32 protein-coding genes are annotated in these 26,231 nt (G+C 49.6%); 15 read left to right on the forward strand and 17 right to left on the reverse strand.

The annotated features are described in order from the left end of the window. Positions 1 to 15: 15 nt before the first annotated feature. From KNQ18_RS06745 to KNQ18_RS06755, 3 genes are read right to left on the reverse strand one after another with little or no spacing between them, the layout of a single operon-like run. Positions 16 to 936 carry an alpha/beta hydrolase gene (locus KNQ18_RS06745; protein ID WP_215084231.1) on the reverse strand — a complete coding sequence of 307 codons (921 nt, stop codon included), beginning with the start codon at positions 934 to 936 and terminating at the stop codon, positions 16 to 18. A gap of 34 nt (positions 937 to 970) precedes the next feature. Next, positions 971 to 2,419, reverse strand: coding sequence for a PH domain-containing protein (locus KNQ18_RS06750; protein ID WP_215084234.1), 1,449 nt, complete (start codon positions 2,417 to 2,419; stop codon positions 971 to 973). Beyond that, positions 2,416 to 2,907: a PH domain-containing protein gene (locus KNQ18_RS06755; protein ID WP_056061365.1), complete on the reverse strand. Its 492-nt coding sequence runs from the start codon at positions 2,905 to 2,907 to the stop codon at positions 2,416 to 2,418. The genes KNQ18_RS06750 and KNQ18_RS06755 overlap by 4 nt, the downstream gene beginning before the upstream one ends. 125 nt (positions 2,908 to 3,032) lie before the next feature. On the opposite strand from KNQ18_RS06755, the gene KNQ18_RS06760 reads away from it, so the two are divergent. Continuing rightward, entirely contained in the window at positions 3,033 to 3,488 is a 456-nt protein-coding gene (locus tag KNQ18_RS06760; protein WP_064300971.1) for a hypothetical protein, read from the forward strand. Between the two features lie 17 nt (positions 3,489 to 3,505). Here KNQ18_RS06760 and KNQ18_RS06765 read toward each other — a convergent pair whose 3' ends face one another. Beyond that, on the reverse strand, positions 3,506 to 3,937 hold the full coding sequence (locus tag KNQ18_RS06765) for a MarR family winged helix-turn-helix transcriptional regulator (RefSeq protein WP_023468293.1): 432 nt from the start codon (positions 3,935 to 3,937) through the stop codon (positions 3,506 to 3,508). Between the two features lie 108 nt (positions 3,938 to 4,045). Between KNQ18_RS06765 and KNQ18_RS06770 the strand changes: the two genes are divergently transcribed. After that, complete coding sequence (locus KNQ18_RS06770) at positions 4,046 to 4,468, forward strand: organic hydroperoxide resistance protein (RefSeq protein ID WP_029341685.1); 423 nt, start codon at positions 4,046 to 4,048, stop codon at positions 4,466 to 4,468. Positions 4,469 to 4,599: 131 nt separating this feature from the next. Here KNQ18_RS06770 and KNQ18_RS06775 read toward each other — a convergent pair whose 3' ends face one another. Then, complete coding sequence (locus KNQ18_RS06775; protein ID WP_149427355.1) at positions 4,600 to 5,736, reverse strand: Six-bladed beta-propeller, TolB-like protein; 1,137 nt, start codon at positions 5,734 to 5,736, stop codon at positions 4,600 to 4,602. Between the two features lie 140 nt (positions 5,737 to 5,876). On the opposite strand from KNQ18_RS06775, the gene KNQ18_RS06780 reads away from it, so the two are divergent. The 4 genes from KNQ18_RS06780 to KNQ18_RS06795 all read left to right on the forward strand — a co-directional run bounded on the left by KNQ18_RS06780 (position 5,877) and on the right by KNQ18_RS06795 (position 8,357). Further along, positions 5,877 to 6,953: a GTP pyrophosphokinase gene (locus KNQ18_RS06780; RefSeq protein WP_231681756.1), complete on the forward strand. Its 1,077-nt coding sequence runs from the start codon at positions 5,877 to 5,879 to the stop codon at positions 6,951 to 6,953. A gap of 71 nt (positions 6,954 to 7,024) precedes the next feature. Next, on the forward strand, positions 7,025 to 7,468 hold the full coding sequence (locus tag KNQ18_RS06785; RefSeq protein WP_023468290.1) for a MarR family winged helix-turn-helix transcriptional regulator: 444 nt from the start codon (positions 7,025 to 7,027) through the stop codon (positions 7,466 to 7,468). Between the two features lie 72 nt (positions 7,469 to 7,540). Next, positions 7,541 to 8,026 carry a tetratricopeptide repeat protein gene (locus tag KNQ18_RS06790; protein ID WP_058265937.1) on the forward strand — a complete coding sequence of 162 codons (486 nt, stop codon included), beginning with the start codon at positions 7,541 to 7,543 and terminating at the stop codon, positions 8,024 to 8,026. A gap of 85 nt (positions 8,027 to 8,111) precedes the next feature. After that, on the forward strand, positions 8,112 to 8,357 hold the full coding sequence (locus KNQ18_RS06795) for a hypothetical protein (RefSeq protein WP_214770058.1): 246 nt from the start codon (positions 8,112 to 8,114) through the stop codon (positions 8,355 to 8,357). Positions 8,358 to 8,451: 94 nt separating this feature from the next. Here the strand turns inward: KNQ18_RS06795 and KNQ18_RS06800 are convergent, their stop codons facing one another. The 5 genes from KNQ18_RS06800 to KNQ18_RS06820 are packed head-to-tail and all read right to left on the reverse strand — an operon-like array spanning position 8,452 to position 12,609. After that, positions 8,452 to 9,327 (reverse strand): aminoglycoside phosphotransferase family protein, encoded by an 876-nt coding sequence (locus KNQ18_RS06800; protein ID WP_215084236.1) that lies wholly within the window; start codon positions 9,325 to 9,327, stop codon positions 8,452 to 8,454. Between the two features lie 50 nt (positions 9,328 to 9,377). Further along, positions 9,378 to 9,935 (reverse strand): guanylate kinase, encoded by a 558-nt coding sequence (locus KNQ18_RS06805; RefSeq protein ID WP_029341679.1) that lies wholly within the window; start codon positions 9,933 to 9,935, stop codon positions 9,378 to 9,380. Continuing rightward, entirely contained in the window at positions 9,925 to 10,395 is a 471-nt protein-coding gene (locus tag KNQ18_RS06810; RefSeq protein WP_023468285.1) for a hypothetical protein, read from the reverse strand. The genes KNQ18_RS06805 and KNQ18_RS06810 overlap by 11 nt, the downstream gene beginning before the upstream one ends. 13 nt (positions 10,396 to 10,408) lie before the next feature. Beyond that, the gene (locus KNQ18_RS06815; RefSeq protein WP_251133309.1) at positions 10,409 to 11,131 is read right to left on the reverse strand and encodes a glycerophosphodiester phosphodiesterase; all 723 of its coding nucleotides are present in this window, start codon (positions 11,129 to 11,131) and stop codon (positions 10,409 to 10,411) included. Then, positions 11,131 to 12,609 (reverse strand): carboxypeptidase M32, encoded by a 1,479-nt coding sequence (locus KNQ18_RS06820; RefSeq protein WP_195865074.1) that lies wholly within the window; start codon positions 12,607 to 12,609, stop codon positions 11,131 to 11,133. Before KNQ18_RS06820 ends, KNQ18_RS06815 begins: the two co-directional genes overlap by 1 nt. A 145-nt stretch (positions 12,610 to 12,754) precedes the next feature. On the opposite strand from KNQ18_RS06820, the gene KNQ18_RS06825 reads away from it, so the two are divergent. Next, positions 12,755 to 13,384 (forward strand): Lipopolysaccharide core heptose (II) kinase, encoded by a 630-nt coding sequence (locus tag KNQ18_RS06825; protein WP_023468282.1) that lies wholly within the window; start codon positions 12,755 to 12,757, stop codon positions 13,382 to 13,384. A gap of 142 nt (positions 13,385 to 13,526) precedes the next feature. Here the strand turns inward: KNQ18_RS06825 and KNQ18_RS06830 are convergent, their stop codons facing one another. The 3 genes from KNQ18_RS06830 to KNQ18_RS06840 all read right to left on the reverse strand — a co-directional run bounded on the left by KNQ18_RS06830 (position 13,527) and on the right by KNQ18_RS06840 (position 17,195). Next, complete coding sequence (locus KNQ18_RS06830) at positions 13,527 to 14,222, reverse strand: hypothetical protein (protein ID WP_215084238.1); 696 nt, start codon at positions 14,220 to 14,222, stop codon at positions 13,527 to 13,529. Positions 14,223 to 14,300: 78 nt separating this feature from the next. After that, entirely contained in the window at positions 14,301 to 15,593 is a 1,293-nt protein-coding gene (locus KNQ18_RS06835) for a globin-coupled sensor protein (protein ID WP_064300965.1), read from the reverse strand. A 300-nt stretch (positions 15,594 to 15,893) separates the two neighbouring features. Then, entirely contained in the window at positions 15,894 to 17,195 is a 1,302-nt protein-coding gene (locus KNQ18_RS06840; protein WP_214770046.1) for a hemolysin family protein, read from the reverse strand. A gap of 282 nt (positions 17,196 to 17,477) precedes the next feature. On the opposite strand from KNQ18_RS06840, the gene KNQ18_RS06845 reads away from it, so the two are divergent. From KNQ18_RS06845 to KNQ18_RS06855, 3 genes are all read left to right on the forward strand, one after another. Continuing rightward, positions 17,478 to 18,530, forward strand: coding sequence for a hypothetical protein (locus KNQ18_RS06845; protein ID WP_251133310.1), 1,053 nt, complete (start codon positions 17,478 to 17,480; stop codon positions 18,528 to 18,530). A gap of 119 nt (positions 18,531 to 18,649) precedes the next feature. Then, positions 18,650 to 19,243, forward strand: a complete 594-nt coding sequence (locus KNQ18_RS06850) for a TetR/AcrR family transcriptional regulator (RefSeq protein ID WP_023468277.1) — start codon at positions 18,650 to 18,652, stop codon at positions 19,241 to 19,243. Between the two features lie 17 nt (positions 19,244 to 19,260). Beyond that, entirely contained in the window at positions 19,261 to 20,442 is a 1,182-nt protein-coding gene (locus tag KNQ18_RS06855) for an MFS transporter (RefSeq protein WP_058265930.1), read from the forward strand. Positions 20,443 to 20,481: 39 nt separating this feature from the next. Here KNQ18_RS06855 and KNQ18_RS06860 read toward each other — a convergent pair whose 3' ends face one another. The 4 genes from KNQ18_RS06860 to KNQ18_RS06875 form a co-directional block, all read right to left on the reverse strand. Beyond that, on the reverse strand, positions 20,482 to 21,087 hold the full coding sequence (locus tag KNQ18_RS06860; protein WP_215084240.1) for an HAD-IA family hydrolase: 606 nt from the start codon (positions 21,085 to 21,087) through the stop codon (positions 20,482 to 20,484). Beyond that, entirely contained in the window at positions 21,059 to 21,970 is a 912-nt protein-coding gene (locus tag KNQ18_RS06865) for a PhzF family phenazine biosynthesis protein (protein ID WP_215084242.1), read from the reverse strand. Before KNQ18_RS06865 ends, KNQ18_RS06860 begins: the two co-directional genes overlap by 29 nt. After that, positions 21,967 to 23,019: a flavin monoamine oxidase family protein gene (locus KNQ18_RS06870; protein ID WP_215084244.1), complete on the reverse strand. Its 1,053-nt coding sequence runs from the start codon at positions 23,017 to 23,019 to the stop codon at positions 21,967 to 21,969. Before KNQ18_RS06870 ends, KNQ18_RS06865 begins: the two co-directional genes overlap by 4 nt. A gap of 80 nt (positions 23,020 to 23,099) precedes the next feature. Beyond that, positions 23,100 to 23,276, reverse strand: a complete 177-nt coding sequence (locus tag KNQ18_RS06875) for a hypothetical protein (protein ID WP_169738094.1) — start codon at positions 23,274 to 23,276, stop codon at positions 23,100 to 23,102. A gap of 214 nt (positions 23,277 to 23,490) precedes the next feature. On the opposite strand from KNQ18_RS06875, the gene KNQ18_RS06880 reads away from it, so the two are divergent. The 5 genes from KNQ18_RS06880 (at position 23,491) to KNQ18_RS06900 (ending at position 26,215) form a co-directional block, all read left to right on the forward strand. Beyond that, the gene (locus KNQ18_RS06880) at positions 23,491 to 23,652 is read left to right on the forward strand and encodes a hypothetical protein (protein ID WP_215084246.1); all 162 of its coding nucleotides are present in this window, start codon (positions 23,491 to 23,493) and stop codon (positions 23,650 to 23,652) included. 299 nt (positions 23,653 to 23,951) lie between these two features. Next, positions 23,952 to 24,161: a helix-turn-helix transcriptional regulator gene (locus tag KNQ18_RS06885; protein ID WP_214723164.1), complete on the forward strand. Its 210-nt coding sequence runs from the start codon at positions 23,952 to 23,954 to the stop codon at positions 24,159 to 24,161. Continuing rightward, positions 24,158 to 24,619, forward strand: a complete 462-nt coding sequence (locus KNQ18_RS06890) for a hypothetical protein (protein WP_215084248.1) — start codon at positions 24,158 to 24,160, stop codon at positions 24,617 to 24,619. Before KNQ18_RS06885 ends, KNQ18_RS06890 begins: the two co-directional genes overlap by 4 nt. 283 nt (positions 24,620 to 24,902) lie before the next feature. Next, positions 24,903 to 25,433 carry a GNAT family N-acetyltransferase gene (locus tag KNQ18_RS06895; protein ID WP_052017128.1) on the forward strand — a complete coding sequence of 177 codons (531 nt, stop codon included), beginning with the start codon at positions 24,903 to 24,905 and terminating at the stop codon, positions 25,431 to 25,433. Further along, on the forward strand, positions 25,430 to 26,215 hold the full coding sequence (locus tag KNQ18_RS06900; protein ID WP_215084250.1) for an endonuclease/exonuclease/phosphatase family protein: 786 nt from the start codon (positions 25,430 to 25,432) through the stop codon (positions 26,213 to 26,215). Before KNQ18_RS06895 ends, KNQ18_RS06900 begins: the two co-directional genes overlap by 4 nt. The last annotated feature ends 16 nt before the right edge of the window (positions 26,216 to 26,231 follow it).

Genomic DNA, 26,231 nt, shown 5'->3' on the forward strand with positions numbered 1-26,231 from the left:
TCAGTCTTCCCTTCTTTACATCTCCCGCAAGTACGGTTGCAAGAATAAACGTAATCGTTTTTCGTAGTTATCCGGGTCCATCGTATACGTCTCGTCATGATTGGCATCGCGAACCGGATACAATTGTTTTAATCCCGTTTTTGCTTGATACAGTTCGTACATCATCCGAACCGGAACGAGTTCGTCCTTCATTCCATGAATGAACATCGTCGGAACCCGACTCTTCGTTGCTTGACGGGTCACCGAGACGTCGCCATAAAAGAAATCTTGCTCGCCTTTGTTCCACATGCTCGCGACCGTCAGAGACGGCAGTGCCGGGTAACGGATTTGTTCATCCGCGAGTAGACTGAACCAGTCGTCGAGTCGGGCGTAAGCTCCTTCAGCAACGATCGCCCGGACTTGGGTCGGTACGGTCTCGCCAGAAGCGAGTAAGACGGTCGCTGCGCCGACACCGAGTCCATGATAGACGATCCGTGTATCGTCTCCGTTTTCAGCAAGCAGGCGTTTCGTCCATTCCAAGACATCCAGTCGATCGAGCCAACCGTAGTTCCGGACGCCACCGCTTCGATCCTGCCCACGCCGTTCGATGAGTAAGACATTGAAATCAGCCTCATGGTAATAACGGGCAAGCGCATAAACACCGGTCTGTGAAAACATCATCTCATCCGGGACGAGGAGGACTGTCTGTTTGCTACCGTCAACCGGTAGATAACGACCGAAGCGGACGAGCCCGTCCTTCGACCATTGCTGTGTCTCGCTTGTTTGTTTGAACCATGTCTCGTCTTTCGTCACCTGTCCGTCCGTTCTCGTCGTCTTCAGAATCGGAGAAGCGTCCGACTGACCGATCAATGTTTCTTGCATCCGGTATCCATCATAGACGATGAACAATAGCAGACACGTGACGAGCAACACGATGCCGATTCCCCATTTGCGCATGTGCTTCGCTTCCTTTCCGACAGTGAGTCTTTCCTTATTCGTCGTCAGTTTTCACTTCCCCTGCTAACGGGGTCGAAAGGAACGATTGTTTATACCAGCGCTGTAAGGTATCGATATCCGTTCGTTCAAAATAGAGCGCGTTAAAGGCAGTATTGCCTCGTAATTGAATTTCGATCCGGGCAATCTCCTTTGCTTCGAGCCAACGGGAGACGGACCAGGTCAATTCCTCGATCTTCAGTCGTGGCGTATAGACGGTCTCTTTTTGGACCCATTGTTTGCGTAACATCAAGAGATCGTGGCCGGTTCCGAAACGGGTCTTTCGGTAACCGCTGCGCACAGCGAAGTAATAGAACGGTAACCAGATGAACAGAAGCAAGATCAGGAAGCGCCATGAGGAATCAAGGACGATGATGACGACACTGCTTAATGCCGTAAACAACAGCGCATAACCGAGTAACGGCCAACGAACCCGGTAGCGAAAGCCGATCGGTGCGACTTCATGCTGCGGGCTGAACTGTCGAAAGCGCGGCAGATATGTCGCTAGGAACGCATCAATCTCGTTCGTCCGGATGAACGGATGGAGCAACAGTCGCTCCTTTTCTCCAGTCGCCGAGATGATGTGCAAGGACAGGCTAGCCCGTCCAATCAACCGCTGAATCCAGCTTTCCTGAATGACGAGGGCTTGAATCTTATCGGCATGAAACGCGACCTCGGTCCGGTTCAACATCCCGTATCCGATCAATAACCGGTTGTGTTGCAAGACGGCACGGTACGAACCGTACTTCAAGATATAGACGATGATCGAGCCGATGTAGATGACGAGTAAGACGATTACGCCAAGTCCCGTCAAGACGAACAGTGATAAATGCGCGAGCTCCGAGAACAGTCGATCGACATAACGTTCAATGAACTGATCGATGAATTGATAGGCGGTTCCGATCCCGACGAGCGCCAGTCCGACGCGTCCTGACAAGGCACCGGCTAATGCCAAATCGCGGACCGGGATCGTATAGGCGACTTCCGCCTGCTGTTCTTCGACGACGAGCTGTCCCTCGTTTTTGATCGACGATTTCAGTTCTTTCGCAAAATCAAGTCGGATCCCTTTTAGTTCGACTTCCGGTGTTCCGCTCTCAGACGATGTCTCGACGGTCAACGTCGCAAGACGCAACAGTCGTTCGATGACGTTTTGCTGAATGCCGATCGACTCGATCCGTTTACGTTGCGTCGTCCGTTCACTTTTTTGGAAAATTCCTTTGCGGACCCGAATCGTCTCGGCATCAATCGTGAACGTATAGAAATACCAGGAGGCGATCCCGTATAAGAGGACGAACACAATCCCAACACTGATCCCGATCCACGTATAGGTGTTGATCTCACCTTTTCGGATCGCATTTAAAATCAAGGCGGCGAACGGAATCAGGAGCGAGCGGATAATCGAGATACTCGACATCACGATGAACAGCGGGTGGACGCGCCGGGTCATAACGATTCCTCCTCCCGCTCCTCGAGTTTCGCGAATCGTTCGACTTGTGTGCGTAGCGCGTCTCCTTGCGCACGATCGAGTCGAGTTAACGTGACGAAGCCGGATGCCGTTCGAATATCAAGTGTGATCAAATCATAGCGACGCAGGATCGGTCCCGTTTGACTATCGATCAATTGCACCTTGACGAGCGGCACGGTGACTTCGCGGCGGAAGAAGATGCCGTTGCGGACGACGAGAAATTCCTCATCGATGCGATAACGCATATACTTCAAGCGAAGAACGGGTATGTAGACGATACGGGGAATGAAATAGATCAGCCAAAGCAGACCGACGATACCCATCCACCAGGGTGTCAGGTCGAGCCACATGACTTGAGTGATCGTCGTTCCGATCAAAATGACGGCGATCAAGCCGTGTAACGGCAACAATCCGAGCCGTTCTGCTCGAATCGATCGTTCTGGCAACGTATGCCATTGTACAGTAGACATCAAAAACACTTCCTTTCGTTTCCATTTACGGTTAAAAACGTCGCTTGGTTTCAGACAGCGGTTGACATTTTGTTTGATTTCATCGCATATATAGAAGTGAAGAACTGTAACACCAAGGAGGAACCATGTTAACTTTTGAAGAAAAACTACGAATTATCGAGACCTTCCCACAACTCGTCCGCAAAGATGTCTCGCTAAAGCGCATCAATTTCCAATTCCCGGACAGTCAGTATGAGAAGAAGAATCTCGTCTATCATTTGCATCCGAACGGGAACGGCTTCGTCTATGCCGCTGGTCTACCAGGTTATGAAACGGACGAAAAAGGATTCGTTAATATCCGTGAATTCTCAGAGCCTGCTTTAATTCTCTTATTAGAAGATGCAATCAAAGCACTCTCGACGGTCCAATCGGTCGAAACACTCGAAGAAACATGGGTCAACGATAACCAGTTCGAATTAACGTTGCTCAATGAAGACATCGACACGTGGCTCGTCTACGCTGGTGATCTTTTAGACGGTGCATTCAACTCGTATAAGGAAGCAGCGAACTATCTTGAAGAAGAAGGCTTTCGCCGTAAATAAGACAATGAGCGATCCGGTTAATCCGGGTCGCTCATTTTCATGACGAGACGATTCAGTGCCGCTTTGACGACGCGTAAGTCTTCTTCGTCGACGTCGAGTGTTTGGACGAGATCAAGCGGAACGGTCTCTGCTTGTTTCCGTAACGCACGACCGGCATCTGTCAAAAAAATCTGGATGTGCCGTTCGTCTTCCGGTTTACGGACGCGTCGCAACAGATCTGCTGCTTCGAGTTTCTTAAGTAACGGCGTTAACGTACCGGAGTCAAGATGGAGCCGTTCGCCGATGGCTTTAAGCGATTGTCCCTCCTCCTCCCAGACGACGAGCATGACGAGATATTGTGGATACGTCAGACCGAGGGGTTCAAGTAACGGACGATAACGACGCGTGATCTCACGCGAAATCGCATAAAACGGAAAACAGAGTTGTTCATCTAAAGCTAACGGGTTCATAAAAAATTCCTCCAATCGTGAGCAAACGAGTTGCATTTCGATTTAAATTGTATACAATCTAATTGTAAGCTACTTATTTGAATCTAACAACGAAAGGGAGTTACACACATGAAACCAATGTTCACATCATCTGCAACAGCTGTCGGAGGTCGCGACGGACGCGTCGTATCGGAGGACGGAATCCTTGACGTCGCCCTCGCAATGCCGGTACCAGGATCGAAAAAACAAGCCACAAACCCAGAGCAACTCTTTGCTGCAGGATATTCTGCTTGCTTCGACTCTGCATTGAATCTCGTTGCTCGTAAACAAGGCATCAAACACGACGGAAGTGAAGTTACAGCACACGTAACATTAAACGAAGCAGCTGACGGATTCATGCTCTCTGTCGAACTCGATGTTCTCGTCCGCGGGATCTCGGAAGAAGCGGCGGCTGAACTTGCGAAAGTTGCGCATACGGTCTGCCCTTACTCACGTGCAACTGCTGGAAACATCCAAGTCGACGTCTATACACGTACGACTGACGCAGAATAAGTGTAGCATTTCTAGCCAGCCTGAGGTTTACTCTCGGCTGGTTTTTATTTTTTATAATAATTTCGGTAGTTGAAATAATTATATTCTTGATGATGAACGGTTGCTCTCACGAAAAGAACAACCGCTCTTTTTTATAGTTGATGGACCGATAAGATGACAAGTTCCCCGGACACGGTGACATAATAGGCATCCTCGAACCGGTAGCGTTCATTATGTTCTGCGTCGTAAACCGTGACCATCGGTTCCGCGTCGTCTCCGATCGCTTCGTGTAAATAGAAGCGTCCACGTAAGACACGTTCGAACGGTTCCTTATCGAGGAATCGGGCACCGTTGCGTAAGTTGATCACTTCATGATGGTGTTCAGACCGGTCATTGACGATGAAGATCGTCGACTCGACGTCATCGTATGTGAAGTCGAGCGGTTCATAGTCACTCCACTGAATTCGGGCAACCTCTTCGACACTCGCTTCCGTATCAATCCGGTAAAAGATTTCTTCGTTTAGACGGTCAGTATAGGCACTAAAGATCAGATGCCCTTCCTGTTCTCCGAGATACTGAACGGTATCCCCTTCCCCTTCTAACTTCAACAAGGTTGCGAACGATAAGTGCTCAACACCCTGTTCGATCTCCTCGATCAAGGTCGGTAGTGGGGCAATCAACAGACTTTCCGAGTGGTCGATCGGATCTTCTGGTGAGATGACACCACTTTCAAGGGCATCATAGAACGAGAACTCATCGAGCCGAGCATTACAGACGATGTACTCCTTGTCTTCGAGCGTGACGAGAAAGAAATAGAGTTCCCGGTAATTCTCCGTCATCCCGTAGAGCCGTGGATCGCGAATCGTCTGCCGCGATTCATCCTTGACGTCATACAGAAACGCAGACGTCGTATCCGTCGTCTGTAAGAATACGAGATAGTTCTCATTGAGCACCCAGTAGAGCGTCAAATCCCCTTCGACATAAAACGATGCAATCTGCTCCCGTTTACCGGACAAGAGATCGATGACGAGCACTTCCGTCTCCCCGCCCTGTTCTTGCGTATGTTCATTCAAACAATAGACTCTTCCGTGCCGCACGAACGGTCGGGTTGGTCCGTGATCCGTCAAGGCTTCTGGCGTTAGATCGACCTGTTCTTGATCTTCAAGATCATACCGGCTGATGTGGTAACGGGCGTCATCAAGACGACGTCGAAAATAGATCGACGATGGTGTGACATGCAAAACATCCATATGATCGGCGGGTAAAGCACGGGCATCCACTATTTCCATGATTAATCTCCTCCCGGACACGTACTACTTGTCTTTTTCCCACGAATCGTACTGCTTCAAACAGGGTCTTGCTGTGCGTTTAACGAAGCAGAGTGCTACAATATGGCTAGATGACTACAGGATGAGGAAGGTGCGAAACGGTGCAATCACAAGATTTAAATACGATGATGCTCGAATATGTCAACGATAAGGAAGAATACGATGCCTACGCCGACAAGTTGAAGATGCTCTTGTCCGAGTTGCTGGACGCGGCAGGCATCAAATACCACTCAATCGTCGCCCGGACGAAGGACTCCGAGAGTCTGTATCAAAAAGTCTTACGGCAACCGAACAAATACCGTTCACTCAAGGACGTCCATGACTTGACCGGGATTCGGATCGTCACTTATTTCCATGACGACGTCCGGGAAGCGGCACGCATCATCGAGAATGAGTTCGCGATCGATCGCGATCAATCGGTCGATAAGTCGACGTTGCTCGATACGACGGAATTCGGTTATCTCTCGGTCCACTTCGTCGCTTCACTCAGCGATCAGCGGCTTGCCCTGAGCGAGTATGGACGTTTTAAGGACTACACGGCTGAGATCCAGATTCGCTCGATCCTGCAACACGCGTGGGCGGAGATCGAACATGATCTCGGATATAAAAATCCGAACAGTGTCCCAGCAGAAGTCCGGCGCAGCTTCAGTCGTGTGGCAGGATTACTCGAGATCGCCGATCAGGAGTTCGTCAACATCAAGAAACAGTTAAAACAATTTGAAGACGAGACCGTTCAACAAATCTTGTCTGACCCACATCAAGTCCGGATCACGGCAGATAACTTGAACTACTTCATCGATCACTCCCCGGTCATTAACGAGCTCGATAAACGACTCGTTACATCGCAAATGATGCTCGATTCCGATCAACAATTGATCAACGAACTAATTCGGATGTTCCATTATGTCGATATCCGGACATACGGGGAATTGATTGAAGCCGTCACGACCCACAGTCCGCTCGCCTTACGCTGTGCGAAGGTCATGCCGAATCCGTTCCTGCCCCGTCAAGGAATCGGCATCGCCTATATCTGCATGGCACTGACGATTGCTGGCGAAGATACACACCGGATCGACTACTTCTTCCGCCGCTTCTATCCAGAACTGCGCAACGTCGAAGAGATCGTCGCCCAAGTCGCCCGCGTCGTCGAAACAGATGATTCAAGAGAAAAATATTGATTAAACTAAAATTTTTCACTATACTAAATCACGAGTGAAAGAAACTACGGTATAGAAAGAGTGAACGATACATGGCAACTACACTAGAAGTAGCACAACGCGATCAGTTGATCGTTGATACAGAAAAAGGATTACGGATGAACTACCGCGCGATCAAAAAGGACGTGCGTAGCATGTTCACGACTTACTTGACACGCAATGAATTCTTCATCTTGAAGTCCCTTTGTGCGAACAGTCCGCAAATCGCCTCTGCCCTCTCGCAGGAGTTCCAATTCTCAGCGAGCATGATCACGGCATTAGCAGACGAATTGACGAAAAAAGAGTTGATCTCGCGTGAGCGAAGTGAACTCGATCGTCGTGTCGTCGAACTCCGCGCCACTCCAAAAGGCATCGAGCTCTATGAAAAACTCGAATCGATGAAGATGGATTACCTCGCAGACGTCTTCGAGGACTTCTCGGATCAGGAACTCGAACTGTTCCGGACGCTCTTGACGAAGCTTGAAAAAACAATCTAAGCTGTTCAATCGAACGGATCCGGTCAGGATGACCGGATCCGTTTTTTAGTTTATTCAGGAGGAGGAAACACGATGTTTGATTTCGAATCGGTGCAACAGTTACGACAGACGGGGCAATATGAAGCAGCGAAGGCTGTCGTTCGTCAGTATGTCGAGACGGCACCTAACGACCCGACCGTTCTCTATCAGATGGCGTGGTGTCATGATAGTCTCGGTGAGGAGCAGGCTGCTGTTCCCTATTACGAACAAGCCCTAGCACTCGGTCTTGCAGGTGAGGACCGTCTGCAGGCATATATCGGGCTCGGCAGTACATATCGTGTCATCGGTCAGTTCGAAGTTGCGTCAGACGTGTTTCATCGTGCGCTCCGTGAGTTTCCGGACGCCCATGCCCTGCAAGCCTTCCTCGCAATGACGGAGTACAATCTCGGTCAAGCCGATCAGGCAGTCGGTCGGTTGCTGAAGAGTCTTGCTACGACGTCGTCGGACGCCTCGATCCAGACATTTGACCGAGCAATCCGTTATTATGCCGATCATTTGGACGAGATCGTCAAAGAATGAACGGCAACGGTTGACGAGTGCTCGTTTTGCACAGCATAATGTAACAGCCAAGCGGACTCGCTTTTGGCAGGAAAGGAAGTTAAGGATGTCATCAAAAAAAGTATGGACAGTAGAAGGTTACGAAGAACAAGGGCAAGAAAAACACGGCAAGGCAAGCAAGTCAGAGACACATACGAATGAAGCCGATGCTAAGAAAGCTGCTAAAAAGATGGCGGATCAGAATGATCATCTCGACGTCTACGTCATTTATACGAGTACGGTAAACGGTAAAACAGAAGAACGATTCTTCAATTCGAACGGCAAGTATAGTGAAGAAGGCTTCGAGTGGTAAGTATCGCTTCGAATATATGATTCAGACCAAACATGATGCGTTCGTTTCTCAGTCAAGAGAGACGAACGCATCATGTTTTTGTTGTCCTTGCTGTTCAAGTCTCATACCAAAGCGGGATGTCCCGCTGAAAGCCAGCATGATCTTGAATGATTCGCTGAACACGTCGTTGCATCGCTTGCATTCCGTCTGCATCGAACCGCTTCGCCCAGACGAGTGCTGAAAAGACGACCGTCGCCATGTAAAGACTATACATTCGCCAAAAGTCGGACGGTACTTCGTTCTCGAAATATCCTTTAATCATGTGACGGGCAAATACCGGACTCGTCTCGACCTGAAACAGACCACATTTAACGAAGTCATGCCACGGATCGCCATAATCATGGTTCCCGTAATCAAGGAAAGCGGAAAGATGCCCATCCTCGACAAGGAGATTATCGAGATGAACGTCGTCATGTTGCAATCGATTCGGACGTGCCTGAAGTAACGAAATCCGCTCGCTAATGAATCGATCAAGACGCTCGATCCACGTTGGCTCAAGCAACCCGTCAATCGCTGCGCGATAGCGGTCATGTTTCGCCTGGCAACGTTCGCTCCAAGACGTCATTTCGCTCGGTGCGGTGACGTCATGAATGCGTCTCAACGCTTGCCCTGTCTCCTGACCAAGCTGAGGCGCAAGTTCCGGTGACTCCTCGAGCACGCTTCGAACGGTTTTTCCGGGTAGGTACGGATAGATGCCGTAAGCGGTCGTTGCGGTCCGTCCGGTCGCTAGCGGTAAGGCATGAGACAATCCCGCTTGTTTTGGAATCGCTAAAGCGGCTTCTCGTTCAAATTGACGACTAAACGAATCCGTCACGACCTTGACGATGTAGTGCGCTGTTGCCGTCTTGACGGACCAGACGGCTTGGCGCGATCGACCAGATAACTGTCTTTCGCTCTCAACGTGCGTGAGTAAGGGATGCAAAGGTAGCATGAAGACTCCTTTCTGACATCAAAAAGAGGACGCATCTTGCGTCCTCTTCGTCATGCCTGTGGAATGTAGCCAGCAATGATCTCAAGCAGATCGGCATACGCTGTCTCAAAATCGATGTTTTCAATCATATAATCATAATGATCGCGGTCTTTCCACGCTTCCTCGTAATCGACGAGTCGCGCTTCAAACTCCGGTGTATCCCCGCGCATCAACAGTCGTTCCTTCATCAAGTCGGGTGGGACCGAGACGAAAATCGTAATCACTTGGTCGCCAAACAAACGCTTGAAGTTCGCCGCCCCTTTCGGATCAATGTCCTTAATGACGATTTGATCCTGTTCGAGGACATCGACATACGCTTGACGCGGTGTCCCGTACCACGCCCGGTGGACGTGGGCGTATTCGATGAAGCCGTCGTCTTGGATCAATTGTTGGAACGTCTTGACGTCGACGAAATGATAGCTTGCTCCATCAATCTCCGTCGGTCGTTTCGGTCGGGTCGTGACCGACGGGATGAACCGGACGTGCGCGTATTCCGTTCGCAGACGTTTGATCAGGGAGGACTTTCCGCTGCCCGATCCACCAATCAAGAGAATGATTTTACCTGACATCGTTTTCCCCCTGTTGTTGTGTCGTGAAGTAACCTGTAAAGCGAAGAGCGAACTGTTCGAGTTCACTATCGACGACCGTTCCGTAAATCGGTCGGATGACGATTAAATAGCGTTCGTACGAGATGATCCGGGATGTCTCGTTTCGTGTCATCTGGACTTGTTCTTCCGGATAACTCTCGACGTAATACCAATCGACCGCAATTCGTTCATCGGATGGGGTCTCATAAATCCAGGTCACCGTCGTTCCATCCGCAGGAAGGGTGCTTTTCAAGGTGAAGCGCTGAATCTGCTTCAGTTCCCGTTTCGCTGACGCAAGTCCTGCCTGATAATCCGCAGGGCGCATCGGTGTCGTCGTCACTTGCTTCGGTTTTGGTTCCGGTAAGCGGGCAAAACCAAGCTGAAGTCCGACGAATAAAGCGACGAGCGACAAACTGATGACGAATACGTATTCCTTGCGCATCCCTTCCTCCTCCTCATCCTTCGAGTGTGTCGCGCATCCCTTTTGGATCGTTGACGATGACGGCGTCGACACCGATCCGCTGCATCTGCCGGACATCCTCGACCGTCTTCGGGGTATAGACCCGGACCGTGACGTCTTGCGCGTGAGCGAACGCGACGTCCGCTTCCGTCACTCGTCGATAATCGGGATGGATTCCGGTCGCACCAATCCGGAGGGCTTGTTCTTCCGGATGATAGATCGGATACGGATAGAGAATCGCCGTCTCAACGCTTGGGTCGAGCTTCCGGATCAAGGCAACCGAATAATGGTTGAACGAACTGAATAACAGCCGGTCGGTCGCGATGCCGTGCGCCGCGCAACGTTCGAGGACATACGCCTCGATACCGTCATAGCGGATCGTATCCGTCTTCAGCTCGATGTTGAGACGCAGGGTCACTGGTGCAAGGATTGCGAGGACTTCGTCAAGCGTCGGAATCTTCGTCTTGATCGGTTCCCCTTTGAATCGTGCTCCAGCATCCAGCGCCTGCAGTTCGGCAACCGTCATGTCGATGACGCGCCCCTTCCCGTTCGTCGTCCGGTTGACGGTCTCATCGTGAATGATGACACCGACACCGTCCTTTGAGAAATGGACATCGAATTCGACCCCATCGACGTCGTCTTCAATCGCAGCAGCGATGGCTTCGAGCGTGTTCTCCGGAAAACGGTCACTGACGCCGCGGTGTGCAAACCACAACATCAGAGTGCCTCGACGACACGCGTGTATTTCTTCGTCAAGTAGTTGACGAGTGGTGCGACAGAGATCGATTGACCCGTTGCTGCTTCGATCAGTTCAGCCGGTGTCTTCGATTTCCCGTGACGGTGGATGTTTTCTTTCAACCAGCCTTTAATTGGAGCGAGTGTTCCCGCTGCGATCAGACCATCGACGTTGTCGACGTCACGACGAAGCGCTTCGTTCAGCTGCGCCGCATAGACGAGACCGAGCGCATAACTTGGGAAGTAACCAAACGAGCCACCTGACCAATGGACATCTTGTAAGACGCCTTTTGCGTCACTCGGCACATCCACACCGAGATACTCTTTATAGAGACGGTTCCATTCTTGCGGGAGATCCTTGACTTCGAGCTCTTTTGTCATCAGGCGTTTTTCCAGCTCATAGCGGATGATGATATGAAGGGCATACGTCAATTCATCGGCTTCGATCCGAATCAGTGACGGCTTGACTTCATTGACCGCTGCATAGAAGCGTTCGAACGGGACGTCAGCCAGTGATGGGATCGCTTGTTGTAAGCCATGATAACGTGCTTCGAGGAAGCCTTGGTTACGTCCGATGAAGTTCTCAAAGAACAGTGATTGAGATTCGTGAATCCCCATCGAAGCACCGTCACCGAGACCGAGTGAATCGAGTTCCGGTTCGATGCCTTGCTCATACGTCGCGTGTCCGGCTTCATGCATCGTGCCGAAGACAGAGTTCCGATAGTCGTTCTCATCGTATTTCGTCGTGATGCGTGCGTCCTTCCGGTTGATCGTCGTCTGGAACGGATGGACCGTCTCATCCAAGCGACCAGACGTGAAGTCATAGCCGATATCGCGTAACCATTCTTGGTTCAAGGCAATCTGTGTCTCGCGGTCCGCTGACCAGTCAAGCGTCGGGAAGTCTTTTCCTTCGAGCTGACCGAGCAAACCGATGATCGCTTGACGGAGTTCTGCGAACAATGGGTCGAGTGTCGCGACCGTCATCCCCGGCTCATAGTCATGGAGCAGTGCGTCATATGGGTGCGCGTCATAGCCCCAATACTCGACGAACTGGCGCTCCATCGCGACGATTTTCTCGAGGTATGGTTCGAACATCGACCAATCGTTTGCGTCCTTCGCCTTTTCCCAGACGCTCTCTGCCTCAGAGATCAACGTGATGAATGTTTGGTACTCGGCTTCTGGAATCTTCGAGTCGCGATCGAATGCTTCTTTTGCTTTTGCGAACGAGATCGCTTCGATGCCCGTCAGCGTCTCTTGCTCCATTGCTGCTAGTAATTGTTGGTATGTTTCGCCTGTCCGGCGACGGAAGCTCTCTGTCGAGAGGAATCCGATCGACGCGGAACGGTTTGCTGCGCCTTGATCCGGCATGTATGTCCGCATATCCCAGTAAAGTAATGCGACGGCTTCTTCGTATGCGCGAAGACCATCGAAATGGTCGCGCCATTGTTGTGTCGTTGACATGATTAAAAACCCCCTTAAAGTATGTAACATTGTAGCATTTTTAGCATATCACATAATGTTCAAAACTTTCACACACAAGCGATTTTTGAAACTTTTCCTGTCAGATGAGCGTATAATGGGTATAAGAAATGAAGGAGGAAAGGAAGTGACACCATTGAAAACTGACGCTGAGTTAGCGCAATTGATCCAATTGAAAGAAACAGGCTTCGTTTGTACGATCGAGCATCTTCCGAGTGAACTTGACTTAATCGGGACAGGACGAAGTGCGTTCGTCTTTCGCATCCGCGGTACGGATCGCGTCATCAAGAAATTTTACCCGTCGTTTCGAACGCTCGCTGATCTCGAAGGGAGCATCTACGCACAATTGACTGATTTTCCGACGTATGCGCAAGTCTACGAATACGGTGCCGATTATATCGTGCTTGAATACATTGAAGGTCAAACGTTATTCGAATGTCTCGTCAGCGGGACGTTCATCCCGGAATCCGTCTTAACGACAGTCGATACGGCTTTAGCACAAGCACGATCCGTCGGTTTGAACCCATCAGACATCCATTTACGCAATATCCTTTTGACCGCTAATGGAACACGGATCATCGACGTCGCTCGGTTCCGTCAAACGGAACCGTGTACACAATGGGATGATTTGAAGAAGGCATATCATTATGTATATGCAAAACCGTTCTTCCCGAAAAAGTTGAGCGAGACGTTCCTCAATACGATTGCCGACGTCTATAAGGGACGGTTGTTCGAATCGATCCGAAAGACCGGTTAACGAAAAGGCGCGCTGGATCTCTACAAAAGAGAATCAGCGCGCCTTTTTTGTATGTATTCATATAATCATTAGGCGAACGACCTATCTTATTACTTCTTGTGCTTTGAATTTTTAAATCAATAGTACGGTCAGTGAAATAAAATCACTTCGAATAAACAAGTCGAAAGACGATCATACTAGCGACGGCTAAGAGACGTTCGTTCGTGTCACAATCAAAGACGAGTCGCGCCCCGTGTCGTGACCCCGTCGCGATACAATCCCCGTTTTGATAGACGCCGATTTTTCGCGTAAGCGTCGAGGACCGAATCTGATACTCCTGATCGGCATACGAGACGAGTAAGACTTCTTGCAGCTGCAGTTGCTGACGCAGTGCCGCATCGTTACGAATCGTTCCGACATCGCGTCCGTCTTTGCGAATCACGAAATGTGTCGTATTGCGGAGCCACTCCGTTCTCGTCTCTTTAATTTGTAATTGTTCCCCGTCTCCTTCGAACGTCACGTCGAGAAAAAATGATTCGAACTTTTCGAAGCGCGCAAGGATTGCCTGCCACCACGTGGCGTATCGACGTGAGAACGTCAGCCATCGTTCATGCGCGAGAAAGACCGTATTCGTCTTTCGGCTCGCCCGATCTGCCAAGCGAACGGATATCCCCTCTTCTACTCCCCGATAACGTAAATCGCGCCGGATTTGCCACCATTCGACTCCACCGATCACGAAAGCGACGCCCGTTAAACCGAGTAACCCGTACAACTCACGTGGAGCGAGTTCCCCTGTCATCAAATAATGTCCAATCAATGCTAAAAAACATAAAACAATCAGTAGTAGACTCTGAACCATAAACCATTCACACCTCCACTTTCATTTTTCCATAAAACGACAAAAAAATCCTCCTTTCCCGTAGAAAGGAGGGATCACTTATAAGGTTGCTGCGACTTCTTGTAAGTCATCCGCCGTCTCAGCAATCGCTTCTGCGATCTTACGCATGCCTTCGATCGTTCCGGCGACATCCTTCGTATCGGTCGATAGTTCATGAATTTGCCGCGAGACCGCATCCGTCTGTTCCGAAATCCGTGAGAAGGCACGGACGACTTGTTGCATCTCCGTCGTCGTTCGGACAACCGCCGTCTCCGTCGTTCCCATCCGCTCTGAGACGACGAGCATCTTTTGCGTGATTTCTTGGGCGATCCGCGACGTCTCTGCTGCCGACTGTTTACTCTCTTCAGCGAGTTTCCGAATTTCTTGCGCAACGACGGTAAACCCGCGCCCCATCTCCCCAGCACGTGCCGCTTCGATCGAGGCGTTCAAACTGAGCAGGTTCGTCTGATCAGAAATCGTCGTCACCATCCCGGCGATTCGCTCGATTTCCTGTGACAGACGAGACAGTTCAGCGACTTGTTCGGTCGTCCGTGATAAATCTGCAACGACATGTTCAAAGCGACGTGTCTCCTCTTCGACGAGGACGACACCTGCTTCTGCTTCACTGACCGCTTCCGTCAACTGGATTGAAATTGCGTCTGTCGTCGTCGAGACGTGTTTGGCGTGCCGTTCAATCTCTTGGAAGTTCGCTGACGACTCTTCACTCATCGCAGCAAGTTCTTCCGTTGATTTTTGAACGCCATCTCCGACGTGCCGTTTGGCTGTCGCGATCGCTTGGCGTTCCTCATCGATTTGATCCTCATACATCGTCATGACGATCTGTTGCTCGAGGTTGAAGAGTTTCCCCGCTGCCCGCATGATCCGGACACGTTCTGCTTCCGGCCAATCACTGCCGTCAATCTGTTCACTGAGGACGTTCCAGACTTTTTGGAAGGCGGCGATATACCATTTATTATGCAGCCCGATTTGAACATGTCGCTCGGCGATCCGGCGCCGGGCTTCGATATAGTCCATCGTCACCTGACCATCGAACATTTGCAGGATGTGCCGAGCGAGAGTGCCTTTCAATCGTTCGAGCGTCGAATGCTGTTCAATCAAATGCCGGAGTGACGGAACACGAACCAGCTCCTCGTAGAACGCGTCGACCATGCTCGGCATCCAACGGGATACATCTTCGCGGATGACCCGGACAATTTGTAAATCGACTGCTTCTAGACCGATTAAACGTAATTGTTCATGTAAGGATGTCGGAACATTCAACACGACATGAGCGCGTTCGCCTTCGATGCGCGCATCAAAGGACGGTGATGCTGATTTCGCGAACCATTTCATATGCTTCTCTCCCTCATTTATTTGTGAACTTCATTCCTTATATCGTCTCGAACTTCTAACAATTGAATGGAAAATCACAATAATTATGTATAACCTTGAACGTTTGTTGATTAAAGAGACCACTTTCCTGAGCATCTAGTAGATATACTCTCGCTTTATCGCCAAATCTTATCGATTCGCGAGCTCGTCGGTCCGGAATATTATCATACTTCTCTTTGATGAACGCGCTAAGACCTCGTTTGATAAAAGAAGACCCGCCAGCTCAGTAGATTGAACTACTAAGCAAAACGGGTCTTTCTGTTAGCTTGACGGCAAGGTCAACTTGACATCCTGAATCTGATATTGGGCAGAACGCAAGATTTCAAGCGTAAACGCCTCATCTGTGACGATCGTTCCCTCTTCAAAAACAGCCGTCCGTGATTGGATATATCCACCGATCGTGTCGACCGCCTCTGCTTCAGTGAACCGAAGACCAAATCGTTCTTCAATTTCAACTAATAGGACAGTACCCGCTAAGCGGTACGAGCCGTCCGGTAACTGTTCGATTTCGGCTTGCTCCGCTTCATCGAATTCATCACGGATATCACCGACGATTTCCTCCAAAATATCCTCCATCGTGATCAAACCGGATGTCCCACCATACTCGTCGATGACGAGAGCGATGTGTGACCGTGTCTGTTTCATCTTCAAGAGTGTTTCTTGCAGTGGTGTCAATTCCGAGACGACCGGCAACGGTTTAAGGAACGATGCAAGTTCTCGTTCGTCTTGTACCGCGTGATGGGCGAGCACTTCCTTGACGTTGATATAACCACTAATCCGGTCCTTATCCGTTCCTTCACTGACCGGGTAACGTGTATACGGATTGTCAGACATCGTCTGTAATAGATTTTCCCAACTCATCTCGTCCGAAATGACCATCATGTTCATCCGTGGCACCATGATGTCGCGCGTGACACGCTCATCAAACGCAAAGACGTTTTGCATCAAGGCGAGTTCCGATTGATTGATCTCACCACTTTGAAAACTTTGTGCCATGATGATTTTCAACTCTTCTTCGGAATGGGCTTGTTCGTGACCGGCTGGTTTCACACCGAACATCCGCAAGAGGACACGGGCCGAACCGTTCATGATCCAGATGAACGGATACATGACTTTTCCGAATACATAGAGTGAAGGCGCTAGCAGTAACGTCATCCGTTCCGCATACTGGATCGCGAGCGTCTTCGGTGCAAGTTCTCCGATGACTACGTGGAGAAACGTTACGAAGATGAAAGCGATACTGTATGAGAGAATCGTTGACAGCGCAACGGCGACACCAAGTTCATCAAAGACCGGTGTCAACAATTTCTCGACGGTCGGTTTCCCGAGTGCACCCAGACCAAGTGCAGTGATCGTAATACCGAGCTGACAGGCCGACAAGTAATAATCGAGATCTCCTGCGACCTTCTTCGCAAGTACTGCTCCCTTTTTTCCTTCTTGCACCATCTGGTCGAGACGTGACATCCGGACTTTAACGACAGCAAATTCCGAACCGACGAAAAACGCGGTCAAACCAATCAATACGACGAGCAACAACAAATTCAGTGTTAAGACGATGTCCAACTTGTATCCCCCTAAAAACGGGGGATCACCTCCTTTTGATTTTAAACTGTACAGTATAACGTGATACTTGATAAGAGTGTACGATGCTTTTTCTTCAAACGCAACCAATATCACTTCGTTGAAGTTCAGACGACCATTAATCATGTACCTATAATACTAGGTTTCTCTTATTTAGTTACCGGTTATATAAGAGCTATGCGCGTAAGAAACTTGAGATGAAGCTTTTACATTCATGAACATCTCGAACTTGAAAGACCAATTTGGGGAGAGGTAGTGCTTATTATGGAAAAGACAAACAGAGGCTTTTCGTCGCATTTCCGAGCGGAAGCGGACGGAGCAGGTCGTAACATCTCATGGAGCTCGATTTTTGCAGGTGTGGTATCATTTCTATCTTTATTGATCTTATTTAGTTTAATCGGTTCAGCGATCGGACTCGGCGTCACGGACGTCACGTCAAATAACCCGTTCGATGGTGTTGGAACTGGCTTGATCATCTGGGCAATCCTTTCATTGCTCATCTCGCTGTTCGTTGCCGGATTCGTCTCCGGTGTGACGTCGGCACGTGCCGGTCTCGTCCACGGTTTCTTGACATGGTCGACGAGCGTCATTCTCTTGTTCGCTCTCTTGACGTTCACGACGGTCAATACGTTACAATCGGTCGGCTCATTACTCGGTACGGTCGGTGGTGCGGCTGGTAACGGCGTCGGATCCGTTGCTTCGACGGCGCAAGACGCTGCGACGAAAGGATTCGATTCGATTACGAAAAACGTGTCACAAGTTGATACGAAAGAACTTGAAGGGAACGTCGACGAAATCTTAAAAGATACGGACATCAAAGAATTGCAACCAGGTTACTTGCAGAACGAACTTGACGCTGTTCAAGAAGACGTCACGGCTGCTGGTAAGGAAGCGATCACGAAACCAGAGAATTTCGATACGATCGTCCAGGATCTCGGTGATTCGTTGACAGCACGAGCTGAAAAAATCGAGAAATCAGTCGATGAAGATAAAATCGCTGATGCTGTCGCGAAAAACACCGATTTGACAGGTGCTGAAGCGGAAGAAGCGACGCAAAACATCGTTGATGGTCTCAACACGGCAACAAAAGAAACGACGCAACAAATTGAAACTGCTAAACAAACGCTTGATGAAACATCCGCTGACCTCAAGAAAACGGTTCAAGATGTCCGCGAGCAAACAGAACAAGCGACACAAACGGCGTCAAAAGTTTCGATCTGGGCGTTCGTCGGACTGCTTCTGACACTCCTCTTCACGTCATTCGCAGGAATCGTCGGCTCACGTGTCGCAACACGCGGTCGTGTCATGAATAAATAATGATTCTTCCTTAACTGATTCCGCCTTCGCGGAGTCAGTTTTTTTTTGTGCGGTAAGACAATCTGATTGACTACATTTGAAATTTGCTGTTACAGTGTTACCTAACGACCGTTAGGAAGGTGATTCATCTGAAAGCCCAACAATTGTTACAGACGAGCATCCATCATTTTGCTGCGCACGGCTATGAAGGGGCATCGTTGCAAGAGATCGCGACAGAGGTTGGCATAAAAAAGCCATCGATCTATGCGCACTATAAAGGGAAGGACGACCTGTTCCTGCAAGCGACGACGTATGCCTTGCAAGAACAAAAGCGCCGCTTTGCGACGTATTTCACGAGTACGCGGCAGCAGCCGCTCGAGCAATCGCTGCACGGCTTCTTCGATTGGTTCATTTCGGAACAGCAAGATGATATCCTGATGCGATTCATTCTTCGGGCTGCCTATTTTCCACCGGAAAAGCTCGAACAAGAAATGACGGACCGCTTCAATCCGTTTTTCGATTCGCTGCACGATCTATTGACGCGATTACTTCGCGAACGAGACCGAACGGAACAGATTCTCTATTCGACGGATTACAAAAGTGCCGCTCTCGCCTATCTGACGGTTGCGGAAGGTACGCTGACGGAACTCGTCTACAACGGTGTCGACGCGTTTCACGCTCGACAGCAAGCTGTCTGGCCGATCGTCTGGCGCGGTATGTCAAAAACGATTTAATTCTATTGAGGTGAACTATGCAAAACAATACATTGATTTTAAGTACACTCCTGCTCAACTTATTCATCGCCTTTTTAGGCATCGGACTCGTCATTCCCGTCACACCGACGATCATGAACGAGTTGAACATCTCCGGGGCGACGGTCGGTTACATGGTTTCCGCCTTCGCCTTTGCACAACTGATTCTTTCACCACTCGCGGGACGTGCCGTCGACAAGTACGGACGTAAACCGATGATCATCATTGGTTTGTTCATCTTCAGTATGTCCGAGCTCTTATTCGGTCTCGGTCAAAGCGTCGAAGTCCTGTTCGCGTCACGGATTCTCGGTGGTGTCAGTGCGGCTTTCATCATGCCAGCCGTCACGGCATTCATCGCTGACATCACGACGAACGAGACTCGTCCGAAAGCGCTCGGATATATGTCTGCTGCCATCTCGACCGGTTTCATCATCGGACCGGGGATTGGTGGGTTCCTCGCTGACCTCGGCTCGCGGACACCGTTCTTCTTTGCTGCTGCGTTCGGTTTGACAGCGATGGTGTTATCCGTCTTTACGCTTAAGGAACCGGAACGTCACTACGAGACAACGACGGTCAAACAACAGACCGGTTTCCGGAAAGTCTTCAGTCCGCTCTATTTCATCGCTTTTCTTGTCCTGTTGATCTCATCGTTCGGTCTTGCCTCATTCGAGTCGTTGTTCGCCTTGTTCGTCGATCGGAAGTTCGGCTTCACGGCGAAGGACATTGCGCTTGCGATTTCTCTCGGTGCGATCGTCGGCGTCATCGTCCAAGTTGGACTGTTCGATCGTTTGACGCGCTGGTTCGGTGAGATTCGCTTGATTCGGTACAGCTTGATCGGTTCGACACTGCTCGTCGTCTTGATGACGTTCGTGACGAACTATCTCTCGATCATTCTCGTGACGATGGTCGTCTTCGTCGGTTTCGACTTGATGCGCCCCGCTGTCACGACCTATCTTTCGAAGATTGCCGGAAATGAACAGGGATTCGTCGGCGGAATGAACTCGATGTTTACGAGCATCGGCAACATTCTCGGACCGATCGTTGGTGGACTACTCTTTGACGTCAATTTGAACTATCCGTTCTATTTTGCGACAGTCATGCTCGCAGTCGGCATTTTACTGACGTATTTCTGGCGTGCACCACGCGCTGAAGCAACCGAAGCAGATCGATTGTCTTCTTAAAAAACAGCCCCGTTTCCATCACTGGAAGCGGGGCTGTTTTTATGTCAGTAACAATTCCTTTAATCGACCGGGCGACGTTACGGTATAGGTCGCAACGGTCTGACTCGTATGTTCGCTTATCAAACACGTCTTGATACCGGCACGATGTCCGGCTAAGACATCGAGTTCCCGGTCTCCAATCATGATCGTCTCGTCTCGTGCCATCTGGTGCCGATCGATCAAGTACGTGACAGCTTCCGGATCCGGTTTTCGGGCGAATCCATCCGGTGCCGTCAACACGTCTTGAAAATGATGTGTCAACCCATGTTTTGCAAGCAACGCATGAATCGATGTTCCGCGATGGGTGACGATATGATGCGTCGCACCTCTCGTCGATAACGCTTCTAGCAGTTCACTGATTCCGAGAAACGGTTCAGACTGTTCTTGTTCGATGATCATCTTTTGTTGCTTGTAGTTCAGAATGAACGCTTCGGACACACCAAACGCCTCATACGTCGTTTTTGCCGAGATCGCCATCAGCTCTGCTACTTGCTCGCGTTCAACCGTTCGCCCCTCACGCTCGAGTAATTCCACGAACACATCGACTAGCACCGGATATGTATCAAACAAGGTGCCATCAAAATCCCAAATGAAGTGTTTTAACATCTGCCTCTTCCTCTCCCGCTCTCTTGACGCCGACAAAGACGGCTTGCCCGTCCATCTCGACTTTCCATTTGCTGTGATCAAGACCTTCGCCAGAAATACGGATTCCGACCTGACCGGGTCGACCCATCTCGTGTCCTTGTTCGACGATGATCGCAGTTTCCGTTTCAGGTGGCTGGATGAATTTTCGGTAGTAGACGCCCATCACACCACTCGCCGTTCCCGTAACCGGATCTTCGATGCTTCCTGCTCCCGTTGCTGAGAAGTGACGTCCGTGCATCGTCGCTTGTCGGTTATATGTATCGAGACAAATCGGATGAATCGAGGCTTGTGGGAAGTCGGTCAACACGGTGGCAAAGTGTTGGTTATCCGGCATCATCCGGTGGAAGTCCTCAAGTCGACGAATGGGGAGGATCAGTGTCCAGTTCCCAGTACTGCCGTATACGATTGGCCATCGGTCATCGAGATGTTTCAATTCGAGACCAATCGCGGCTAGAACGTGCTTTATGTCACCGTCAAACTGATGTAATTGAGGTTGTCCTTGTTGCAAGCGAAACATTCCGTTCGCTAAACGCATCACAGGCAAGATACCTGTTTTCGTCTCGATCTGACATATCGGAGATAAACGGATCTTTGAATCGAGTGCCGTTAATGCAGCGATCGTACCATGGCCGCATAAATCCATTTCCCGTTCCGGTGCAAAGTAGCGCATGCGGTAGTCCGCTTGCTCGGATGACAGGACGAACGTCGTCTCGGTAAAGCCGTTCGTACGAGCGATTCGTTGCATTTCCGACTCAGTCAATTGATCGGCGTCTAAGACGACCCCAGCTGGATTACCGCTTCCTGGCGTCGATGTAAACACATCATAATGTAGCGTCTCGATCATTTTTCTCTTCCTCTCTTTTCTAAATAGCGTTCAACGGATCGTAAGGCGCCTTCTAAGTGTCCACCATGACTCGGATCGGTCTCTGTCCCAATCAATGAAATCGCTGCATGCTCCACTCCGAGATTGATGGCATGATACGCAGGGAAATCCACGAGCGGTGCTGCATCAGCTCGTGTTGCTGTCCAACTATCCGTCGACCAGTCTTTATACGCCCAACCAATCGACTGACGCGCTTGTTCACCGAACAGACGAACCAGCTGCGCGAGTAACGTTTCCTTGATTTCCGCCTCGGTCAATAACTGTCGTTCACGTGCCGGCGTCCGGAAAAAACCGAACAACGCTCCCGGTCCGTCTTGTGGGGAAGCGTCATGAATCTCTTGCACCATCCCAGTCCAGCTGATTGCCTGACCGGACCAGCCTGAATCACGCCAAAACGGTTTCTCGTAAAAAATCAGACATTTCGCTTGCTGCGCCATCCAGGTCGGTAATGCTGCGAGTTCATCCAGGACTGCTTCAGGTAAAGCTGGCACATACGATAGTCTTGCCACTAGACGTGGTGGTAGTGCGAGAACGATCTCATCGAACGGTTGACTTTTCCTTCCTTTACTGACGACAATCCGGTTCGTGACATCAATCTGGCTGATCGGAGACTTGAGTCGAATCGTTCCCGGTGTGAGTCGTGCAGCAAGTGCCGTAGCAACGGAGCGGATTCCGTCACGAAGGCGAAGCGCCGTCGGTTGATTCGCAACTACATGTGACTCGATGCCGTCAGCCCGTTCGAGTCGAAGCGCTCCCGCCGCATATTGTTCTAGTGTCGGTAAATCGAATCGATGAATCAAATCGACCATCAGTGGTTCACTGTCCGGCCAAAACCAGGTCGGTCCAAGATCAAACGCATATGATTGTCCTGCTAGGTTGAAATCAACCGTCTCAATTCTTCCGCCGATTCGGTCACGTGCTTCATAGATCGTCACGTCGTGTCCAAGCTCCTGTATACGCGTCGCGAGATATAAACCACTAATTCCTGCTCCTATGATGGCAACGTTCATTTCACTTCATCCTCTCGATTTGAGATGCTTGTTTTAGTATACTGGAACACGTGAAAAAACAAGGACGAGACGTCCTTGCCTTAGGATGATTGCATTTGCTGCCAGTCGTCTTCTTCATAAATCGATTGAACCCATTCGATCGAAACATACAAGGATCGGGCAATCGCTTCGTCCGTTTTCCCCAGTTTTCGCAACAGATGGACGATCCGAATCCTTCGTTCGAGCTCCCGGTCATCCGGTATCAGTTCAGGCATCATCTTCTCTTCTCCTCTCCACTGAATCGGCGATGGCGTTTTCAAAAGAATACCCGATAATTATCTGAATATTCCGATTGATGTGCAGAAGCAAGGATTTTTGATAAAGTTCAGGGATAGATAACAGAAAGGAATCCCTCGCTTTTTGTAGAAACATATTGAATAGGCGCAACAATAGGATTTCTTGCGTCAACCAAACAGAATAGGAGCATGCATAATGATTAAACGTAAAGCACTATTTCGTCTGTCGATCGGCTTGCTGCTGATGGGTGTCTTTGGCGGTATCCTGTTAGATGCCATCGGCTTCTTTCCGCACGCGACAGCTTACTTATTGAGCATCCCGATTGCTTCGAATAGCACGGAGTTTTGGCTAGGATAGATTTTATCTGGTATGACGATCACTGGGCTGGTCACGTTCTTCTTATCTTTACGTCATCACCAGGGATTAACGACGTTCGCCTGTCTCATGGCTGTCATTTTGACACCTTACGTATTTTAATGCTCACGTGGGCTTCAAATGACCGATCCCCTGGAATGATTTTAGATGATCATCACATGACGTGACGAACCAATGAATCGACTCGATTCATTGTTTTTTTTACACACAAGACGTAAAGTCTACTTTACAAAATGTAACACCGACTTTACAATGTAAACAACTGGAAAGGAGGTCGTCAGATGAAACTGACGAACCATGTCCGCCTATATCGTCAACAGCACAAGTGGACGCAAGAGCAATTCGCCGAACGAATCGGTGTGACCCGACAAACCGTTATCTCGCTTGAAAAAGGAAGCTATACCCCGTCGCTATTACTCGCGATGCAGATTGCCCGCGTCTTTGATCGTCCGATCGAGGAACTATTTCAATTAGAGGAGGAATCCCGATGAAACGTGTCGTCACTCAATCCTTACTTAATTGTTGTCTCTACTTTTTAGCGGCTTATCTCATTAGTGCCATTCATGCGAACCTACAACTATTTCAAGATGATCCGGTATCCGGTAGGGGATTGTCGCTGAAATTAGATGTAATGAGTGTCCTTCCAGTGCTAGTGATTGCGATTGTCCTCTCGATCGTCAGCTATTTCTTACGAGAAGACCGTACACGTTCGTTTGCGACAGCAGAATTTTCCGACTCCGATGAACGTGAGGCACTGATCACCGGTAAAGCGACTCGTGCCGCGTATGTTGCTTTTATGATCAGCCTTCCCGTCCTAATGATTGCTTTTTTGTTCGAGCAACCGTTACTTCAACTGTATCCAGCGTTTCCGTTCTATGCGATTGCAATTATCTTATCGATCGGAACACTTACGTACATGTCAGCTTGGATTGTGCACGTCCGGCGTTAAAATCATTTGTTGAACACATCATGGAGGGTGATTCATAAATTATTCTCTGCAAAGATAAGGGTGACAGAATAATCATCTATCATCCTTATCTCGTAAAAAAATGACTCGTCACACGCAACTCCGATAGGAAAAAGTGCAAAAAGGCGAATCATTCTTTTTTTGAGTCACCCTTTCGTATTGTTCTGACCCTAATTGAATTTTCATTTCTTCTCTCCTTAAATTTACAAATGATACCATTCCTGCCATAATGATAGCATATTCCATCTAGAACGGAGGATTACATATGCAGACGATGCACCACTCGTTCGATACGCAACGGTACCAGATTCGACCGGCTCGACTCAGTGACGCTGAAGCCCTCGCTGAATTACGCCAAACGCTCGATGCGGAAACGGAATACTTCGACCGGATGCCTGGTGAGGACGTGATGACGGCGACGGATTTCGCAAATCAGTTACGCGATTCCTCGGTTCCGGATCGTATCCTCGTCGTCGAGCGCGATGGACGACTCATCGCCTACGCCCGGTGTCGTGGTTTTCATTTAAAACGTTTCGCGCACAAGGCATCATTTGGACTCGGTGTACTTCAATCCGACTGGGGGCAAGGAATCGGTACCCAACTGCTGGAACGGATGATTGCTTGGGCAAAAGCGCAATCCCTGCAAAAAATTCAGCTCGAAGTCGTCGAGACGAACCTCGGCGCTATTCGTCTCTATCAGCGACATGGATTTCAGGAAGAAGGACGACTGCGTCATGACCGGTTACTATCGGACGGTTGCTTTTACGATACGGTGTTGATGGGCTTACAGCTATGAGTCTTTCGTTATCGATTGCGACATATAACATTTGGCATCACCCGTACAAACGACAAGAACGGTTCGAGGCGTTGTGCGCGGAGATCAAGCAACATCAACCGGACATTCTCCTCCTGCAAGAAGTCATGTCGACGTTTCATCCGGATGAACCATTCATCTCGATTGCCGAGCATCTTGCAGAGGCGACTGGTTATCCTTATTGGATGATGGATCCTTACATGGATTCACCGGATGAAGGACTTGCCATTCTGACGAAATTACCGTTCGAACGAACGGATTCGAGTGCCGCTGCGACAGCAAACATCAACCACCACTGTGCGATTCGGATCCCGTTTTCGATTGACGGTGTTCGTTTTGCCGTGACGAACATTCATTTCAATTGGCGTGCTTCAGACATTCGACTCGATCAACTTCGATTCGTCAACGAATGGATTGCCTCACAGACGGATGACACGACGATCGAGTTCTTAGGCGGTGACTTTAATGATGGTCCAAACTCTGCTCTGCATCAAGCTGCGCTTAAGAAATGGGTCGATCTCGCCGGTAGTTTTGCCGCTCGTACAGGACAGATTGCCGCCGCGACGCTTGATTCCGTGATGAATCCGTACACAAGGAAGAATGACGGCATCACAAGCCCCGTTCGATATGATTGGTTACTCTGTCAGCGTTCGCTTTCACAGGTGACCTTACAGCACGTCCAGCTGATCGGAAATCATCGACTGCCGCATCACCTTGTACCGAGCGATCATTACGGTGTCCTCGCTCATGTGACGCTACACTAAGACAACAGGTCTACAC

It is taken from the genome of Exiguobacterium sp. s78 (assembly GCF_018618985.1).
Lineage (GTDB): Bacteria > Bacillota > Bacilli > Exiguobacteriales > Exiguobacteriaceae > Exiguobacterium_A > Exiguobacterium_A abrahamii.